An 18,351-nucleotide genomic window follows, 5' to 3' on the forward strand; every position below is an offset into this window, starting at 1 on the left:
GGTTGATGGGGTTATAATTTCCATAAATGATGGGTTATGCAGCCCGCTTCTGCTAATCCTCCCCTTTCTTCCCCTGAAACATCCCCCACCCCCTACCCCCTGCTATCGTCCGACGAAGCTCTGTTTCATGCCTGCCTAGAGAACATCACCGCCCAACGCTGCCACATTCAATGCAAGCCGCGCCTGTTCGAAATCCTTCATGCTGAAAACGTTGCGGGCTTTCTTAAGATTTGCCAGCGCCACATCGACTTCCTTATCTACCGCAAAGGAGACTGGCTGCCCATGGTGGCCATCGAATTTGAGGACGACAGCCCCGGCAAGGCCAGCCGAAAACCACGCGACCGCCATCTGGTGGACGACATCTTTTCGAGCTTCGGTATTCCTCTGCTGCAGGTCACCGCCAAGGACATCAACCAAATCGACACTCTTGTCCATAAACTCAGCAACGCCTGGCAGCAGCGCAATGCCAATCTGGAGATTATGCCCCCGCCCAGTGAGGAGTGCGCACCCCACCCTCCCACGACCACCCTGCTGGCAGCCACGTCCAGCTCCAGTTCTAGTCCCAATTGGAGCGCCAATACAAGCCGCATGACCTCTGCAGCCTGTTCCTCGATTTCCTGAAGGCTCGGCGCATTTCTATCCGCCCACCTTGAAGCTCAGCGTGGTCGTAGCGGCCGCTTTCGCCGGCGCATCACGATCCACCTCAAAGGGGCCGAGCAGGTTGTTGCCCGCCAGATCTTCGAGCAGCGGGTCGATCTTCAAAACGCAGTCCCCTGGCGTCCAAGCCACCACTGGCGTGAATGACCAAGTGCGTGCATCTGCGGCCACACTCACCACACCTGCCACTTCACCCTCACCACGTTGCGCCTTCAATGCGGAGACAAGCATTGAGGGATCCAGCGGTTCATCGAACCTGACCACCAGCGGATCACGAGTACCCGCTTTCGGCACAGTGATCTGCCAGCGCAGCGGATTGGGACAGATATGATCCACAGCCCCGGCGGCGAGTTTAAATGCGGTTTCCTTGCCAAGAACCACACCGGTGGTCGAGCGCCAGTTGCCAGCTATCTTGAGCATATGCTCACTGTGCTCCTGCAGAACAGGCCCTTCATCGATGTTCAGGTTCACACCGGTCTTCTGCCGCCCGGGATGCAACCAGAGGGTGAGACGTTTTCCATCCGGTGACCACAGTTCAGTCTCACGAAAAGCGCCGTGCACCACTTTGCCATCCTGACGCTGCAAGGTGATGCGATCCAGAAACACACCCTGCTCCATCGGCTGAGTGAAGTGCAGGTAGAGCTTAAGCGCATTGGCAGGCAGCACGGTGGGAGAGGGCGCGATGCTCACCGTCGGCGCAGCAGCCGCCGGAAGATTGAACTTCAGCCGCTGAGTGCTCCAAGTACCGTCGGCTGTTTGAATCTCGATGCGGTAGGTTTCTGCCGGTGCCAGAGGCAGTGCGGCGGCAAAGCACACGCTGTCACGCGTCTTCACCACGCTCCCAAATAGAGGTTCGGCGGCATCGCCACGAAACACGCGCACATCACGGCCATGGGCCTCGATCTGCCCGGACTCGTTCACACGGACCTCAGCAGCCAATGCCGCAGAGCAGACAAGACTCAAAATGCTGAGCCAACGTTTCACGGCAGAGCTGCCACTTCGAGGCTCAGCGTGCCTTCGGTATCTCGCAGCACCACGGCTTCGGTGTCGCTCAGCTTGTCCACCTGCACAGCACCAAAGAGGGCATCCACGATCTCGATGCCCTCGGGGCCTTTGGGTTCCTTCTCATCGCGACGCGCAGCGTTTTCATTGGTCTTCTCCGGTGCCTTGGCATCGAGGTAATCCATGCTGATGCGCGCGCCCCACATCTTGCTGGGGCCAAAGGCGTTCTGCTTGAAGCGCTGCGTGTGCACCACGAGCCACTCCTTGCCGCTTTTGTCGGAATAGCTGAAGAGATCCAGAGGACGGTTGCCGCTGCCGAGTTCCACCATGCTCACGCCTTTGACCTGCGCTCCGCTCTGAATGTCGTCCACCTTGAACTTGGCCACCGGCGTACAAGCGAACGCGCCGACGACGAAGGTTCCTTCCTTCGATTGGTAAGGGATGAAGCTCTGGATCGGCGCCTTGGTCTCCCACTTGCGATGCGCCACATGATACGTCTCCGCACTGAACACACTGGCCGTGGCACCGTTTTTGAGCGGCACGGGGATCGTGAAAATGCGGGAGGCGAATTCTTCATTGCAGGTGCCGGTGGCAAAGACGCGGTCTTTGTCGAAGGCCACATCGGTGATGTTGGTGACCTTGCTGGCAGTGCCGCCCGGCAGGGTGATGCGCACCCAGGCCAGGGGCGCGAGATTCAGCGGAGCCACTTTGCCATCCGCGCCAACGCTGACAATCAGCACCGCGTTGTCAGGGCGGCGCTGCACGCCGAGATAAATGCGCCCGCTGGCAGGATTCACCGCGAGATCTTTGACCGTGATGTCCTCCATCTTCGCCCCAAGTCCGGCGGCGATCTGTGCGCCGATGTCCGCCACAGGTTTGGCGAGGCGTTCGCTTTTGGGTCCGGTATCGCCCGTCTGAATGGCCACCACGCTGGCCGTGGCCGGCTCCGCGACCAGCAGCAGACCTTCCGGCCCAAAGCTGAGCGAACTGAGAGACTGGATCTGCAATCCACCCTGTTGGGGTGATTCGAGCAATGCGGCGGACGCACCGAACGTGGTGACGATGAGGATGGAGAGGCAGAGTGCTTTCATGGTCGGATGGAGTAGTTGCGGTCGTAGGGTACGTGAACCGAAGGCGAAATGTCACGCCCAAAGTAGGATTGCCTTCTGAAGCGGCATTTCATAAGATCGGTCGAATTCCCCATGAAAGCATTCATGCACCCACGATCTCGTTTCGCCTTAGGGTGGTTTTGCGCGCTGATTCTCCTGGCGGGATTGCATTCCACGAAAGCGTTTATCACGGATTGCTCCAAACCGATCATGCTTGGCGAGGTCCAATTCAAAGATGCCACGCTGGAAGAAGCGGTGGCTTACGTGAAGCTGGCCGTGAAAAAACTCGGGATCTTTGCCGACGAGAACCTCAATGTGATCATCCTTGGGGCCAGTGAGGAGCAAAAGAAAAAGAAGATCAGCCTCGATGTTCGGGAGATTTCTCTGCGCAGCGCCCTGGATCACATCGCCCATGCGGTGGGTCTGAAAGTCCGGGTGGATGCCCACGCCGTTGTCCTGACCTCGGCGGCACTTTCTGATGAGTTGAGTACCCGCATCTACCGGGTGCCGCCCGATTTCATTTCGACTGGATCGGCTTCCAAATGAAATGTGAAATTGAAGTTCACACCGAGTTCATCGTCTGAGGCTTGATCTTTGGTCTAAAACCAGCGACCCGATGCCTGCACACATGAAAAAGAAGCCCACTGAAGAGCGCAAGCCGACGAAACCCACTCTGTCGCGCTGGCAGTCATTCAAGCGGCTTGGGGTGATTTTTCTCATGGGAGGATCGCTGCTTTGCACACTTGGAGCGGCGATTATCATCGGCGTTTACAGCCATCTGGCGAAAGCCTACGACCTGACCAAGCTCGGGGACATGCCGGAGCGGACCATCGTGATGGATTACAAAGGCGAGGTCCTCGGCCGCATGCATGGCGAGAACCGCATCATCGTGCCGCTGAGCGAGGTGTCGCCATGGTTTGTCAAAGCCCTGCTGGCACGTGAGGACTCACGCTTCTACGATCACGGCGGCATCGACTACAAAGGCGTGGCACGCGCCATGCTGCGCAATCTCAAGGACATGCGGGTGGTGCAGGGCGCGAGCACGCTGACCATGCAGCTCGCCCGGAACAGCTTCCCGGATCTCGATGACCGCAGCATCCACCGCAAGCTGGTGGAGATGATGCTGGCACGCCGCATCGAAAAGGCCTGCACCAAGGACCAGATCATCGAGCACTACATCAACCGCATCTTCTACGGTCCAGGGATCTACGGGGTGCAGCGGGCCAGCCAGGTTTACTTTGGCAAGCATGCCAGCCAGCTCAGCCTGAGCGAGGCGGCGATGATCGCGGGCATCATCCGCAGCCCGGTGCGTTTCTCGCCCTTCCGCAACTACGAAGGCGCGCTGAAGGAACGCGACACCGTGCTCAAGCGCATGCTGGAAACGAAAGTGATCACGCCGGAGGAGGAGATCGCAGCCAAGTATGCGGACATCGCCCTGCATGCGCAGCCTGTGTTTCAGAGTCAGGGCGGCTACGCGCTGGACACCGTGCGGCGTGATCTGGATTTGATTTTGGAGCAGCAGGAGATCGAGGACGGCGGACTGCAGGTCTTCACCACCCTGAACAAAAGCCTGCAGGACGCTGCGGAAGCGGCTGTGGAGAAGCGGCTGACGGCTGTGGAAAAGCAGCATGGCTATGCGCACCCGAAGAAGGCGGATTTTGACAAGACCTGGGACGGCGCGCAGGAAATTGCCTCAACGCCGTATCTGCAGGCGGCGCTCATGGTGCAGGACAACAGCACCGGGGGCATCCTCGCACTCATAGGCGGCCGTGACTACCGCCACAGCAAATACAACCGCGCCACCCAGGGGGAACGGCAGATCGGCTCGACGGTGAAACCCTTCGTGTATGCCGCAGGCATCGCCTCTGGTTTCATGCCTGGCACGCTGATCAATGATGCGCCGATCCAGCCCGGTGAAATTGACGGGGCTGATCCGGGCTGGAGTCCGCAGAACTCGGATGGCAAATTCCTCGGCCCCACCACGCTGACGGATGGCATCGTGAAAAGCCGCAACACCATGACCCTTCGCCTAGGTAACTACGCAGGGATTGACCGTGTGATCGATCTGCTCACCAACGCCGGCTTCAACAAGCCGGCCGAACGCACGCCGCAGATTTTCATCGGCAACATCGGCGGCAATCCGCGCCAGCTCACCAGCGCGATCAGCATCTTCCCCAATCAAGGCCTGCGCCGCCGGCCTTTCCTCATCGACCGCATTGTCGATAAAGCAGGCAACATCATCTACCAGACACCCGTGCTCGAATCCGAGGTCATCACACCGAGCGTGGCATTCCTGATGCGCAACATCCTCGCCCAGGTGCTGGATCGGGGAACTGCGGCATCCCTGCGCAATGAATACGGTTTCAAAGAACCCGGGGGTGGCAAGACCGGCACCACGAATGATTACAAGGATGCCTGGTTCGCGGGTTTCACAGATCGCGTGAGCTGCGGCATCTGGGTGGGCCTCGACAAACCGCAGACGATTGTCGAAGGCGGCTACGGTGGCACCCTCGCGCTGCCCATCTGGGCCGACGTAATGAAAAAAGCCGTCACGCTAGGCTACAAAACGGAGGTGCCCAAGGTCACGCTGCCGCTCTCACGCGTGACCCTCTGCCGCGTGAGCAGCCTGCTGGCCACCGATGGCTGCGGCCAGGCGGGCATGGCTTATGAAGACGCCCTGCCTTACGACTTGGTTCCCAAACCCTTCTGCACGGAGCACATGGGTTACCGGGCACCACCTCCGCAGGTGCAGCACCGGCCACAGGGACGCGGCCTGCTTGATCGCATCCGTGGGTGGTTTCGGTAATGCCTCAATAGCCCAGCCAAGGCCCTAACCAGCGCTCTGCTTCTGCAAGCGTCATGCCTTTGCGCTGCGCGTAGTCTTCCACCTGGTCCTTGCCCAGCACGCTGATGCCAAAGTAGTGTGACTCAGGATGCGCAAAGTACAGGCCGCTCACAGCGCTTCCGGGATGCATGGCCATGCTCTCGGTCAGCTCCACGCCGGTCTTGGCAGCGGCATCGAGCAGATCAAACAGAATGGGCTTCTCGGTATGGTCAGGCTGGGCGGGGTAGCCGGGCGCTGGACGGATGCCGCGATACTTTTCCTTGATGAGTTCCTCGCGGGAAAGCTCGCCGGGTTTTTCATAGCCCCAGGCGTAGCGGGCCTGCTGGTGCAGGTATTCGGCGAAGGCCTCTGCAAGACGGTCGGCCACGGCCTTGGCAATGATAGCACTGTAGGGATCGTGCGCGGCCTCGAACTCCTTGGCGAACTCATCCGCGCCGTGAATGCCGACGGCGAACCCGCCGATGTAGTCGGCACGGCCACTGTCCTTCGGCGCAATGTAGTCACTCAGGGCATAGTTCGGTGTGTCCTTCTTGATGACCTGCTGGCGCAGGGTGTGGAAGGTGGTTTTTACCGTTGCACGCGACTCGTCCGTGTAGACTTCGATGTCATCGCCAATGGCGTTGGCGGGGAAGAAGCCCATGATGCCACGCGGGTTGAACCGGCTTTCGGCAATGACGCGGTCGAGCAGATCATTGGCATCCTTGTAAAGTTTGAGCGCCTCCGCCTCGGCTTTGCCCTTCATCTCCACATCTTCCTGAGCGGAGGAGAAACGCTGCTCGGCAGCGATCCAGCGGCCACGCAGTTCCCAGGAATGGAAGAAGGGCGACCAGTCGATGAACTCGCGCAGCGCGGCGACAAGCTGAGGACCTTCATAGATCTTCGTGCCAAGGAACGTCGGCGTGGCGATGTCCTGTGTGGCCCAGTCGAACTTGACTCCTTTTTCGCGGGACTCGGCGATGCTGAGAAGCACGCGATCCTTCTTCTTGCCATACTCCTCACGCAGGCGAGCATGACGTGCTTCGTTGCTGGCCACAAAGGCTTCACGCTGATCTTCGCTGAGCAAAGAAGTCGTCACAGGCACACTGCGGGAGGCATCCAGCACATGCACAATGCTGCCGCTGTATTTTGGCGCGATCTTGATGGCGGTGTGCGCCGGGCTGGTGGTGGCACCACCAATGAGCAGCGGCTGCTTGAAGCCACGACGCTCCATCTCACTGGCCACATGCGCCATCTCATCCAGCGAAGGCGTGATCAGTCCGCTGAGGCCGATCACGTCGGCACCGACTTCGAGCGCCTTTTCCAAAATCTTGTCGCAGGGCACCATGACGCCCATGTCGGTGACTTCGAAGCCATTGCAGGCCAGCACGATGCCCACGATGTTTTTGCCGATGTCATGCACGTCGCCTTTGACGGTGGCGAGAACGATCTTGCCACCGCCTTGTTTGGCTGCCTCGGCAGGAATCAGGTCTTCGGCGGTCAGACCATTGGCAGAACCGGCGGCACCACCAGCCGTGGATTGCGCATGATTGAGGAAAGGGGCAACGACACGGTCGGAATTCGAAGCGTCTTTACGGAGGCTTTCGAGTTTCTGCTGCAGGGCGGCCTCGCCCTCCACTTCAAACACAGCGCCGAGTTCGGCAGCGAGCTTCACTTCAGCACGGCGCTCTTCGAGGCTCAGGCCGCTGCTGGGCGTGTAGCTGAAGGATTCGACCACAGAGACGGAGCTGCCGCTTTCCAGGGCGGTGATGGTCTTGGCGGCGACTTCGAGCAGCAGTGCGCGCTCACGTGCTCTGCGGGCCTTCTCGATTTCCATGAAGGGCTGCAGGTAGGCCACGCTCTGCTTCATCACGCGGGCGCTTTTCACGACCTGCGGGAGGAACATTTTGCCAGCGCCGAAGAGATCACCCACGACACTCATCCCATCCATCAAGGGACCTTCGATGACAGAGAGAGGTTTGCCGAGCTGCGCCAGCGCTTCGGCGGTGTCTTCATTGATGAAGTCCGTGATGCCGCGCAGCAGGGCGTGTTCGAGACGCTTGCTCACAGGGCCCTGCCGCCAGCTCATGTCGATCTCCACCTTCTTGGTGGTGCCGGCCTGACCTTTGAACTGCTCGGCGTAATCGACGAGAATTTCCGTGGCATCCGGGCGGCGGTTGAGGATTACGTCCTCCACCTTTTCGAGCATGTCCTTGGGGATCTCCTCGTACACTTCGAGCATGCCGGCATTCACGATGCCCATGTCCATGCCCGCCTTGATGGCATAATAAAGGAACACGCTGTGCATGGCCTCGCGCACCTTGTTGTTGCCGCGGAAGCTGAAACTGATGTTGCTGACGCCGCCGCTGACCTTGGCGTAAGGGAGGTTCTCCTTGATCCAGCGCGTGGCGTTGATGAAGTCGAGCGCGTAGTTGTTGTGCTCCTCCAGGCCGGTGGCCACGGTGAGGATGTTGGGGTCGAAAATGATGTCCTCCGGCGGGAACTCGACTTCATCCACGAGGATGCGGTAGGCGCGTTCGCAGATGCGGATTTTGTCCTCATACGTGGCGGCCTGGCCCTGCTCATCGAAAGCCATGACCACGGTGGCTGCGCCATACTGTTTGATCTTGCGGGCGTATTCCTTGAACTTCTCCTCGCCTTCCTTGAGGGAGATGGAGTTCACGATGCCCTTGCCTTGCAGGCATTTGAGACCGGCCTCGATGATCTCCCACTTGGAGGAGTCCACCATGATGGGCACCTTGTTCACCTCCGGCTCGGTCTGGAGCAGGATGAGGAATTTGGTCATCGTGGGCACGCCGTCGATGAGACCTTCATCCATGCAGACGTCGATCACATTGGCGCCGCTCTCCACCTGCTGACGGGCCACGGCCACAGCCTCCTCCAGCTTGCCCTCCTTGATGAGCTTGGCGAACTTTGGAGATCCGGCCACGTTCGTGCGCTCGCCGATCATGAGGTAAGGCGGGCGGGTGGGCTTGGCCTCCGGGTCGTCTGCAGCAGGAGCACCTGGGGCAAACACGAAGGGTTGCGAGCCGCTGAGGCGCATCGTGTGCGGGTCAGCGGGAACCTGACGCGGCGGGAGGTTTTCCACCGCCTTGGCAATGGCGGCGATGTGCTCCGGCGTGTTGCCACAGCATCCGCCCATGATGTTCACGAAACCGCTGCTGCCAAAGTCCTTAGCATAGGCGGCCATGTCTGGTGGGAGCAGATCAAAGCCCGTCGGTGCCAGCGGGTTGGGCATGCCGGCGTTCGGATAGGCAGAGACGAAGCAGTCAGCCTTCGAGGAAAGCTCCTCCAGGAAGGGGCGCATCTTGTCCGGCCCAAGGGAGCAGTTCAGACCGATGGACAGCGGCTTCACATGCCGCATGGCATTGAGGTAAGCCTCGGTCACCTGACCGGAAATCATCGTTTCACCACCGGGGCCGACAGCCGCGCTGATCTGTACAGGCAGCTCCACCTGATCCTCAGCAAATACCTCACGGATCGCCACGAGGGCGGTCTTGGCATTGAGGGAGTCAAAGATCGTCTCGACCATCAAAGTGTCCACCCCACCGGCGATGAGGGCACGCACCTGGTGTTTGTACGCCTCCTTCACCTGATCAAACGTCACGTAGCGGAAGCTGAGGTCGGAGAGGTCTGGGAACTGCGAAAGCGATACGGTGAGCGGCCCGATGGCCCCTGCCACGTAACGTTTCCGCCCGGTCTTTTCGCCCACGAGGTCGGCCCATTTGCGGCACTGCTTGGCGGACTCGAAATTGATCTCCCACGCGAGATCGTTGAGGAACTTGTCCTCCAGCACGGTCTGGAAGAACTCAGGATCTTTGCGCCGTCCTTCTGGCACCTCTTTGAAAAACTCCGCCTGGGCGATGCTGGTGCCGCTGAAGGTATTGGTCTCGATGATGTCAGCCCCGGCTTCCAGGAAGCGGCGGTGGATGTCCTCGATGATATCTGGGCGGGTGATGGAAAGAATGTCGCCGTTGTTGAGCAGATCCTTCTCGTTGGACAGGAAGCGGGTGCCGCGTGCGTCGGCCTCCTTCAGCCCATAGCCGCGAATGGTCGTGCCCATGGCACCATCAATAACCAGGATTCTCTGGCGCATGGCGGCTTCGAGTTCAGAGCGGACATTGGGTCGTGCAGGCATGGTGGAAATTAGCGTTCTAGCTGGGCAGGTCAACAGTCATATCAACGCATCATGATTTGAGCATGTGACTATTATTTCTAATTTACAAGAGATTCATCCGTTATACCGACACCCATGCCCCCAAAACCCAAAGCCGTCCCCCCTATTGAATCCAGCCCTGAGGCCATCAATGAGAATCTGGGGAAACGCGTCAAAAAACTGCGTGGGGACCGCGGCTGGTCGCTCGAAGAACTCGCCACGGCGAGCGGTGTGAGCCGCTCCATGCTCAGCGAAATCGAGCGCGAGAAGGCCAATCCGACGCTGACGGTGACCTTCCGCATCGCCCGGGCCTTTGGGCTGACCTTGCAGGAGTTGATCGAAAGCGCCGAGGCCAGCGCTTCGAAAATCCAGGTTATCCGGGCCAGCGACCGCGCCCAGGTCTATCGCAGCGACAAGCAGTGCGAGATCCGCACTCTTTCCCCCATAAACCTCGAAAAGGACGTGGAGTTTTATGAGATGACGCTGCGCCCCGGCGGCACCCTGCGCAGCCAGGCTCACTTTGAAGGCACCCGCGAATTCCTGACCGTGGAGGACGGCAGCGTCCGCATTGAATCCGACCAAAACAGTGAAGAACTCGGCAAAGGCGACTCCGGCACCTACCGCGCCGACGTGCCGCACGCCATTGTCAACACCGGCAAAGGGGACGCGCTGGTGTTCCTCGTCGTGATCTACCGCTAGAGCCTCATTTTCCCAACCCAACCATGAAATCAGCCACCACCCTCGTCCTCCTCGCCTTTGTCGGGGTCTTGCATGCGCAGATGCCCCCGGCGCTCGTGAATGCCGAACGCGCCAAAATCCTCGATGGCGTCAAATCGGTGCCGAAGGCAGGTGCGCCGGGCCCCATCGGCATCTGGGGAAACATGGCATTCCCCATTCTCTCCGCGCCTGACAAAGATGGGGTCGAGATCGCAGTCGCAGCGGCGGCAGGTTATGCCAAGGGGCGCGTCATTCTTTTTGGTCACAACAGCTACCTCGCCGGGGGTGAAGGCGGAGATCACGCGAAGCTCATGGAGAACTGCGTGAATTGGGCGGCCAACAAAGAAAAGCCCCGTCTGGGCCTCAAAGGCGTGAATGCGGTCAATTTGTACAAGCAGCACGAATTCAAAGTGGAGACCTTTGACAAGATTGACAAGAAAAGCCTGCGCGACTTCGATGTCGTCATCGTCAACATGCAGGGCATCATCAGCGCCGAAGAGGGCGCGGCGGTGGCGGAGTATGTCAAAGGCGGCGGTGGTTTCATCGGCGGCATGACAGGCTGGGCGTTCAGCCAGACCAGCGGCGGCAAAGACCTGGCGGTGTCACACGGCCTCAATCAGGCGCTGATGCCCGCAGGCATCGCGATCACGGACATGAGCGCATTCGACCAACTGCGCAGCTTTGAAGCACGCGCGGAACTGCCCCAAATGATGAACGCCTCGGAAGCCATCAGCGCGATCAAAAAGCAACGCGACGGCGGCCCGGCGCTGACGGCTGAGCAGATGAAGCAGGGCACGAACGCCATCCAGATCGCCATGGCAGCCCAACCGCCGGACCGCAGCAATTTGAAGGCCGCCGTACTTGCCGCACTGGGCACCGCAGGCGCCGATGCCGTAGTGCCGACAGCTCAGTCCCCGCTCACCGCCGATAAGCATGCGGCGCAGCGCCTGCGCCTCGGCATGGAGACACGCGTGCTACGTCTTGCCGCTGGTGAAGGCGTGGCCGCACATCCCGCGCATGAATCCTTCCCCGGCAAAGTGCCTGAGGGTGCACCACGTGTCTCGGGAGAGATCAAAGTGACTCCCAGCATCCCTGGCTGGACCAGCACCGGCCTCTACGCAGCGGCAGGCGACACCATCACCGTCACACTACCGGAAAAACTTGCCGACAAAGGATATGCCGTACGCATCGGCTGCCACAGCGACACGCTTTACCATCTCGACAAATGGGAACGCGCGCCGGACATCACCCGCAGCGTCGGATTGGCCACCGCCACCACGAAAACCGCCAGCGCCTTTGGCGGGCTCATCTACATCGAAGTTCCAGGCCGCGCCAAGGACGACGAGCCTTTCACCGCCACGATTCAAAACGCCGTGCCAGCGCCGCTGTTCGTTCTCGGCCAGGATGACGACACCAAATGGAGCGAGATCAAAAAGCGCCCCGCCCCGTGGGCCGAACTCGCCTGCGACAAGATGATCGTGAGCTGCCCCACCGAGGTCGCGCGCGCCATCAACAATCCCACCCAGCTCATGGAGTTCTGGAAGAAGGTCGTCGAAGCGCAGGACGACATCACCAATCAAACTGCCGAACGTAAACGCCCCGAACGCATCGTGGCGGATGTGCAGATCAGCGCCGGCTACATGCACAGCGGCTATCCCATCATGATCCCGACGAGCGCCGCACCGGAGATGACGACCTTTGGCAAACTGAAGTTCCCCGGCTGGGGTTTCTACCACGAAATCGGCCACAACCATCAGCGTGGCGATTTCACCTTCGATGGCACCGGCGAGGTCACCAACAACGTGATCGGCATGTACTGCTATGACGCCGTCTTGAAGAAAGACTGGCTCATCGGCCACACCGCCATCACTGAGGAGGCACGCAAGGAGAACATCCAAAAAATCAAGAAGGCGTCCAACAAATGGCAGGTCTGGAAAAGCGAGCCCTTCACCGCGCTGACCACCTACATTCAGCTCATGCAGGAGTTCGGCTGGGAGAGCTGGCGCAAATATCTCTACAGCTTTGACGACACCTCATTCGGCCCCGCTCCGAAAGGCGATGACGAGCGCCGCGACCAGTTCCTCGTGCGCTACTCCAAGATCACGAACAAGAACCTCGGTCCATTTTTCGATGCCTGGGGCATCCCTGTCAGCTCAGCCGCGAAGGCGGAAGTGAGCAAGCTGGATCCGTGGATGCCGAAGGGGATGTGAGGCAATTTGCTTCGCCACCCCGCCCTGCCTCCTCTCACCTACACTCGAATCAATTCCTTGATGGGCGTCCCGTTAGGCACAATGGGGGTGGGGCGGCCACTGAAGTCGTTGATGGTTTCTTTGGCGGAGTCGATTCCTAGATGATGATAAATCGTGGCGAGGAAATCGTGCGGCGAGCAGGCATGCTCGACCACGTCTTCGCCGCGTTTGTCGCTGGCTCCAATGATGCCGCCGGTTTGCAGGCCGCCACCGGCCCAGAGATTGGTAAAGGCACGCGGCCAGTGGTCGCGCCCCGGCTGCACGACACCCGTCGGTGCACTGGCCTCGCCGGCGCCGGAACTGGCGACGTGGCTGATTTTGGGTGTGCGCCCAAACTCCCCACTGACCACAACGAGCACGCGTTTGTCGAGGCCACGCGCATACACATCCTCAATCAACGCAGAAACGGCCTGATCGAAGGCTCCGGCACGGAAGCGTAGCGCATCAAAGACATGGTGGTTGACGGCGTGATCGTCCCAGTTGCCCACACGACCACATTGCGGTCCATCAAGGCAGCTTGTGATGATTTCCACACCCGATTCAACCAGCCGGCGCGCCAGCAGCAGCTGCTGCCCCCAGCGATGCATGCCGTAGCGCTCGCGCGTGCGCTTGTCTTCTTTGGAGAGATCGAACGCATGCCGCGTCTGCGGATTGGTGAGCAGCGTCATCGCTTGGGCTTCGAACTGATCCATCGCGCCCATTTCACCTGCGGCATCGACGTTGCGTTCCAGATTGTCGAGACTGTGCAGCAAGGCCATGCGGTCATTCAGACGGGCCAGCTTGGACGGGTCGGACAGGCCGACGTTTGGCACAGCGAAATCCGGACGGCTGGGATCATTCAGCACCGCAAGCGGCGAATAGGCGGCATTCACAAAGCCCGGTCCGGCGATGGTGAAGCTGTCGTAATTGATGATCGGGTTCACGCCGATGTAGTTCGGCAGCGGACTGCCGCGCTTGTTTTTCGAGCGCATGAAATTCGCCACGGTCATCCAGTCCGGCAGCAAGGGCTTGGGTTTGTCACGCGCATCCGTATCTCCACTGAGCATTTGCAGCGATCCAGCCGGATGTCCGCCGCCGGTGTGCGTCATCGAGCGCAGCAGGGTGAATTTGTCGGCAATCTTTGCCTGCAATGGAATCAACTCGGTGAGCTGCATTCCGGGCACCTTGGTTTTGATGGTCTTGAATGGGCCACGATACTCACTGCCGATGTCCGGTTTGGGGTCATAGGTGTCGAGGTGCGAGCAACCACCGCGCAACCACACCAAAATGACAGCGGTGCGTTCACGCGCAGGCTTCGAGGCATTCTCAGCGCGCAGCTTGAGCAATCCCGGCCAGCCCAGGCTCGCAAACCCCGTGATTCCGAAGCGCATGAAGCCACGTCGGTCCAAGGGACCGGAACAAACAGGCTGGGGTGAGGCGGAAGGCATGTGCAACCATACGGCAGCCAGCAGGGAATTCTTCGGGGCAGAGGATTACTTCGCCAGTGACGCGCATACAATCTCCTCGTCATTGCGCATGAAGACACACTGATTTGCGAAAGCGGGGTGTGACCACACCACAGCCCGGCGTGGATCGGTGGTGGTGGGTTTCAGCAGCTTGGCGCGGCTGGTCTCTGCATAACCTTTTGGCGTGAGATTGGCGATGATGAGATCCCCCTGCTCGTTGGCGAGGAAAAACCGGTTCTCATGTTTGATGATGAAGGCGTTCGCCCAGCGGACGGGAGGGCCGCCGGTGGTGGCGGCGAAGGTTTCCCAGAGGCGCTCGCCGGTGTCGAGCTTCAGGCAGCGGAGCTGACCGTAGCTGCACACGCCGTAGATGTGACCGTTCTCGATGAACGGAGTGCTGATGAGACTGTGCAGTGTGTCAGTGTTCTTTTCGCTGAAGCTTTTGCCTTCCCATTGCAGCGTGGCCGCAGGCTTGGAGGCATCCAGCTTGAAGCATTTTGAACTGGTGTAGAACGAGCTGAAGAGGAGCAGATCTCCCGCAAGCCTTGGGGTGGCGACGGTGAGGCCAAAACGCACATCCCATGGATAGGACCAGAGCACTTTGCCCGTGGCAGGATCAAGCGAGTTTACCGCCTGCGGATGCCAGAGGATGAGTTGTTTCATACCGCCTGCCTCAATCATCGTCGGCGGGCAGTAGCCGGGCTCGCGCGCATCCAGCGCACGCCAGATTTCTTTGCCACTGTCCTTGTCAAAAGCGACCGCCACGCTGCCGGGTCCGCCGCAGAGGCAGATCAGGCGCTGTCCATCGAGCAGCGGATGTCCGGCAAAACCCCACATCGGTGTCTTCGCTCCATATTCGGCTTTGAAGTCATGCGACCATAGCACCTTGCCGTTTGCGGCATCAAGGCACAGGAGGTTTCCCTCCGCGCCGAGAGTCCACACTTTGCCACCGCTCACCACCGGAGTGCAGCGCGGGCCGGTGGAATAGCTCATCGTGTAAGTGCATTCGTAGCGATGCTCCCAAACGAGCGCACCCGACTTCGCATCCAGACAAAACACGCGCTCGGTGCCGGGAATGATGCCCCGCGCAAAGGCATTGCCGGGCACGTTGCTCTTCTCAGCCACCTGGCGATCCATGATATAAACCCGGCCTTCCGCGACGGCCGGACCGGTGTAGCCACCACCGATCTTCGCGCGCCATAGCACCTTGGGACCACCTGCTGGAAAGGTGTCGATGATGCCGGACTCGCGCCAGACGCTGTCGCTTTGAGGCCCCAGCCACTGCGGCCAGTCATCGGCACGAAGCATGGCGGACAGCAGGAGAAGGATGAAAAAGGCAGCGCGCATGGACAAACAAACTCACCACCATGAATCATGTTGCAGAGGATTTCGTGTATCGCAGGTTTGGAGCATTATGATGAACCTGCCCGACTCCCAACGCCTGCACAGCCTGGTCACGGCCACCCACACTCCATTTCATCCCGATGGCTCCCTCAATCTCAAGGTCGTGGAAAAACAACTGGAGTTCCTCCTGTCGAAAGGAGTGAACACCGTTTTCATCGGTGGCAGCACCGGCGAAAGCCACTCGCTTACCTATGAAGAGCGCCATCTCCTGGCCAAATTCTGGATGGCGGTCACGAAGGGCACCGCCATGCGCGTGGTCGTTCACGTAGGAGCTAACTGCGTTGCCGATGCGAAAGCGCTGGCGGAGCAGGCCGAGGAATTGGGCGCAGCAGCCATCGCAGCTTTGGCGCCGATGTACTTCAAGCCCAAGAACGTCGAGGTGCTGGTGGAGACGATGGCCCAGATCGCCGCAGCAGCGCCGGACACCCCTTTCTACTACTATGATATTCCTTCGATGACCGGCGTGAATCTCCCGGTGCCCGATTTCCTGCAGCAGGCAGGCAAGCGCATCCCGAATCTGGCCGGCATCAAGTTCACCAATCCCGACCTCATGGCCTACCAGTACGCGCTGCGTGCCGACAATGGTGCCTGGGATGTGCCCTTCGGCTGCGATGAGCACATGCTCGGCGCTTTGGCGATGGGTGCCAAGGGTGCGGTCGGCAGCGGATTCAATTTCGCCGCTCCTATTTACCTGCGCCTGCTGGCCGCGTTTGCGCAGAACGATTTTGCCGCTGCTCAGCGGGAGCAGTTCCGCGGAGTGCAGATCATCAGCACCCTTGTCAGTTACGGCTACATGGGTGCGGCAAAAGCTGTGATGGCCATGCTCGGGGTCGATGTCGGTCCGGCGCGCCTTCCCAACACCACGCTCAGCCCTGCACAAAAGGACAGGCTGCACGGCGAACTCGAAGCCATGGGCTTTTTCGAGTGGGTCAAATAAGTGGATCAGCGTGTGATCCGAATCAGAGGTGTCGGCAGGTGTTCGCTGGTAATCCACAGCGTGCGGCTGTCACTATCATAGCAGACGCCTTCCAACTGCCGCAGGAGTTCGGGTTCGATGCGTACCGGCACTTCTTTCAGGGCCTCGGCGAGTGATTTTTCCTTGGGCAGCAGCCACTCATACAGGCTGCTGTAGGTGGCGACGACCATCCGTGATCCGTCCGGCGAAAAGCATGCCGCAGTGGTCATGCAGTTGTCATGCGGTCGCTTGCCGGCGCGAATTAACTTCGGAAAAGTCAGATCGGCCACTTTTTCGAGCACCATGCTCACCTTCGGCTGCAAGGTCTGTGGAAAAGCGTAGAGCGCGCACCTGCCGTCATCACTCTTGGTCAGGACGTAAAGTCGGCGGGTCCGCGGGTGCACGAGCAGGCTTTCGGAGTTGTACTTCCCGTCAGGATAGTTGGCACGCCAGATCTGTGGTGCGGCGGTTTCAGTTTCCGCCACAGGCTTACCCGCAGTACTGATTTCAGGCTCGGGGATCTGATAGACCTGAATAGACGCGCGGATGAAAAGGTTGTCGCCGATGTCCCCGATGAAGAGCGTCGGAGCTCCTTGCTCATCTTTACCGGAGGCGATGTCCTCCCAGTCAAAGTTCGCCGCATCTCTCACACGCACCTTGGCACGCGTTTTACCACCGCGGTCGATGGCAAAGACACAGGGCTCGCCGCCAGAATCGTTCAAGGTCCAGAAAATCGAGGGATCACGAACACCCAGCGCCAGACCGGAGCTTTCATTGAGGCGCTTGTCTTCCAGGATGGCGACCTGCTTGCTCGTGCTGGGCACCGGCTTTTCCGGCCATGCGCCGACACTCTGCCCGCAGCAGACAGAAACTGCCGTGAGAGCAAAAGCAAACTGGAGCAGGACCGCATTCATGTTTTTTCAACCCAGCGGCGTTGCCGGACCTTGCAGCATGCGGTTGTAGTGAAACTGCACACGTCCCTGAAACCACCGCCAGGTCTGCCCCGGGCGGCCATTCTCCAGCAGGAAATGCGGGCAGTCCTTGTGAAGCGGACTGACGCCGACACGCGGCCAATGATAGTGGGGCACCACGTGATCCAGCGGAATGTTATACGCACGCATCAGATACGCGGCCAGCCGCGCCGTGCGGTCAATGGTTTGGCCAAGGTCATTGCCATGGTGCTCACACATTTCGATGCCGATGCTGTAATTGTTGCCGACGCCGTCGAAATCAGCGTGCTCGCCCTGCTCACGGCAGGGAAGGTGCTGGATGGCGATATCATCCTGCACGGTGAAATGCCAGGTGAGAAAGCCGATGCGGTTGCCCCCCTTGCGTTTCGTCGCACGCAGGGCGCCGCGCTTCAGCGCCAGCGCGTGCTGATAGGCATTGCCGGTGTAGTTCTGCGTGCTGTGAATGGTGATGTAGCGCGGATTCATCGGCCGGTAGTAGCGGCGGCCCACCGTGCCGGCGGGGATAATGTCGAGCTTGATGTGCGTTTCCGCGAGCAGCTGGTCCGGCGTCATGGCTCCGGGTGGAACCGGCGCAAAGCGCGACTCCCAGCGTGCCACGCGAGAGCCGTCGTAAGTGGCGCAGGCCGCGACAACGAAGGCAAGCGTCAGTGGTAGGAGGATTGCGACGTTTTTGCGCATAAGAGTGTTTAAAGGCCAATGGTCAAAATTCAATGCGCTTGTTCAAGCAAGTTCATGCAGAACGTACCTGCCACACTTTCCGGCCTCATAAACTTCTCCAGCCGACCACGAATAGGTGAAAGAAACGGCCCCTCTGGTGCGGCATGATTCCTTTGATTTCGGGATT

General features: G+C 59.8%; 13 protein-coding genes. 6 read left to right on the forward strand and 7 right to left on the reverse strand.

The genetic code is table 11. The features are described from left to right. Positions 1–36: 36 nt before the first annotated feature. Entirely contained in the window at positions 37–621 is a 585-nt protein-coding gene (locus AC3RLQ_RS15975) for a DUF2726 domain-containing protein (RefSeq protein ID WP_493029691.1), read from the forward strand. Positions 622–636: 15 nt separating this feature from the next. Here the strand turns inward: AC3RLQ_RS15975 and AC3RLQ_RS15980 are convergent, their stop codons facing one another. Continuing rightward, positions 637–1,641, reverse strand: coding sequence for an Ig-like domain-containing domain (locus tag AC3RLQ_RS15980; RefSeq protein ID WP_493029692.1), 1,005 nt, complete (start codon positions 1,639–1,641; stop codon positions 637–639). Then, complete coding sequence (locus AC3RLQ_RS15985) at positions 1,638–2,750, reverse strand: hypothetical protein (RefSeq protein WP_493029693.1); 1,113 nt, start codon at positions 2,748–2,750, stop codon at positions 1,638–1,640. Before AC3RLQ_RS15985 ends, AC3RLQ_RS15980 begins: the two co-directional genes overlap by 4 nt. A 111-nt stretch (positions 2,751–2,861) precedes the next feature. On the opposite strand from AC3RLQ_RS15985, the gene AC3RLQ_RS15990 reads away from it, so the two are divergent. After that, on the forward strand, positions 2,862–3,314 hold the full coding sequence (locus tag AC3RLQ_RS15990) for a hypothetical protein (RefSeq protein WP_493029694.1): 453 nt from the start codon (positions 2,862–2,864) through the stop codon (positions 3,312–3,314). An 82-nt stretch (positions 3,315–3,396) separates the two neighbouring features. Next, complete coding sequence (locus tag AC3RLQ_RS15995; protein ID WP_493029695.1) at positions 3,397–5,574, forward strand: transglycosylase domain-containing protein; 2,178 nt, start codon at positions 3,397–3,399, stop codon at positions 5,572–5,574. Between the two features lie 4 nt (positions 5,575–5,578). Here the strand turns inward: AC3RLQ_RS15995 and AC3RLQ_RS16000 are convergent, their stop codons facing one another. Further along, the gene (locus tag AC3RLQ_RS16000; protein WP_493029696.1) at positions 5,579–9,748 is read right to left on the reverse strand and encodes a vitamin B12 dependent-methionine synthase activation domain-containing protein; all 4,170 of its coding nucleotides are present in this window, start codon (positions 9,746–9,748) and stop codon (positions 5,579–5,581) included. Between the two features lie 114 nt (positions 9,749–9,862). On the opposite strand from AC3RLQ_RS16000, the gene AC3RLQ_RS16005 reads away from it, so the two are divergent. Together AC3RLQ_RS16005 and AC3RLQ_RS16010 are read left to right on the forward strand one after the other, a co-directional pair. Then, positions 9,863–10,465, forward strand: a complete 603-nt coding sequence (locus AC3RLQ_RS16005) for a helix-turn-helix domain-containing protein (protein WP_493029697.1) — start codon at positions 9,863–9,865, stop codon at positions 10,463–10,465. Between the two features lie 23 nt (positions 10,466–10,488). After that, positions 10,489–12,693: a M60 family metallopeptidase gene (locus tag AC3RLQ_RS16010; RefSeq protein WP_493029698.1), complete on the forward strand. Its 2,205-nt coding sequence runs from the start codon at positions 10,489–10,491 to the stop codon at positions 12,691–12,693. Between the two features lie 38 nt (positions 12,694–12,731). Here AC3RLQ_RS16010 and AC3RLQ_RS16015 read toward each other — a convergent pair whose 3' ends face one another. Both AC3RLQ_RS16015 and AC3RLQ_RS16020 read right to left on the reverse strand, forming a co-directional pair. Further along, the gene (locus tag AC3RLQ_RS16015; protein ID WP_493029699.1) at positions 12,732–14,102 is read right to left on the reverse strand and encodes a DUF1501 domain-containing protein; all 1,371 of its coding nucleotides are present in this window, start codon (positions 14,100–14,102) and stop codon (positions 12,732–12,734) included. Between the two features lie 102 nt (positions 14,103–14,204). Continuing rightward, on the reverse strand, positions 14,205–15,524 hold the full coding sequence (locus tag AC3RLQ_RS16020; RefSeq protein WP_493029700.1) for a PQQ-binding-like beta-propeller repeat protein: 1,320 nt from the start codon (positions 15,522–15,524) through the stop codon (positions 14,205–14,207). 67 nt (positions 15,525–15,591) lie between these two features. On the opposite strand from AC3RLQ_RS16020, the gene AC3RLQ_RS16025 reads away from it, so the two are divergent. Further along, complete coding sequence (locus AC3RLQ_RS16025; RefSeq protein ID WP_493029701.1) at positions 15,592–16,518, forward strand: dihydrodipicolinate synthase family protein; 927 nt, start codon at positions 15,592–15,594, stop codon at positions 16,516–16,518. Between the two features lie 5 nt (positions 16,519–16,523). Here AC3RLQ_RS16025 and AC3RLQ_RS16030 read toward each other — a convergent pair whose 3' ends face one another. Both AC3RLQ_RS16030 and AC3RLQ_RS16035 read right to left on the reverse strand, forming a co-directional pair. Then, a complete protein-coding gene (locus tag AC3RLQ_RS16030; RefSeq protein ID WP_493029702.1) occupies positions 16,524–17,450 on the reverse strand; it encodes a hypothetical protein in 927 nt (308 codons plus the stop codon). Positions 17,451–17,456: 6 nt separating this feature from the next. Continuing rightward, complete coding sequence (locus AC3RLQ_RS16035; protein ID WP_493029703.1) at positions 17,457–18,185, reverse strand: peptidoglycan recognition protein family protein; 729 nt, start codon at positions 18,183–18,185, stop codon at positions 17,457–17,459. Between the last annotated feature and the right edge of the window lie 166 nt (positions 18,186–18,351).

Source organism: Prosthecobacter sp. GW821-HT29F12 (genome assembly GCF_058803405.1).

Bases quoted from the DNA above. Each gene is read 5' to 3' on its own strand.
- AC3RLQ_RS16035 (WP_493029703.1), bottom strand. From the start codon at position 18,185: ATGCGCAAAAACGTCGCAATCCTCCTACCACTGACGCTTGCCTTCGTT.
- AC3RLQ_RS16005 (WP_493029697.1), top strand. From the start codon at position 9,863: ATGCCCCCAAAACCCAAAGCCGTCCCCCCTATTGAATCCAGCCCTGAG.
- AC3RLQ_RS16020 (WP_493029700.1), bottom strand. From the start codon at position 15,524: ATGCGCGCTGCCTTTTTCATCCTTCTCCTGCTGTCCGCCATGCTTCGT.
- AC3RLQ_RS16000 (WP_493029696.1), bottom strand. From the start codon at position 9,748: ATGCCTGCACGACCCAATGTCCGCTCTGAACTCGAAGCCGCCATGCGC.
- AC3RLQ_RS16030 (WP_493029702.1), bottom strand. From the start codon at position 17,450: ATGAATGCGGTCCTGCTCCAGTTTGCTTTTGCTCTCACGGCAGTTTCT.
- AC3RLQ_RS15975 (WP_493029691.1), top strand. From the start codon at position 37: ATGCAGCCCGCTTCTGCTAATCCTCCCCTTTCTTCCCCTGAAACATCC.
- AC3RLQ_RS16015 (WP_493029699.1), bottom strand. From the start codon at position 14,102: ATGCGCTTCGGAATCACGGGGTTTGCGAGCCTGGGCTGGCCGGGATTG.
- AC3RLQ_RS16025 (WP_493029701.1), top strand. From the start codon at position 15,592: ATGATGAACCTGCCCGACTCCCAACGCCTGCACAGCCTGGTCACGGCC.
- AC3RLQ_RS15990 (WP_493029694.1), top strand. From the start codon at position 2,862: ATGAAAGCATTCATGCACCCACGATCTCGTTTCGCCTTAGGGTGGTTT.
- AC3RLQ_RS16010 (WP_493029698.1), top strand. From the start codon at position 10,489: ATGAAATCAGCCACCACCCTCGTCCTCCTCGCCTTTGTCGGGGTCTTG.
- AC3RLQ_RS15985 (WP_493029693.1), bottom strand. From the start codon at position 2,750: ATGAAAGCACTCTGCCTCTCCATCCTCATCGTCACCACGTTCGGTGCG.
- AC3RLQ_RS15995 (WP_493029695.1), top strand. From the start codon at position 3,397: ATGAAAAAGAAGCCCACTGAAGAGCGCAAGCCGACGAAACCCACTCTG.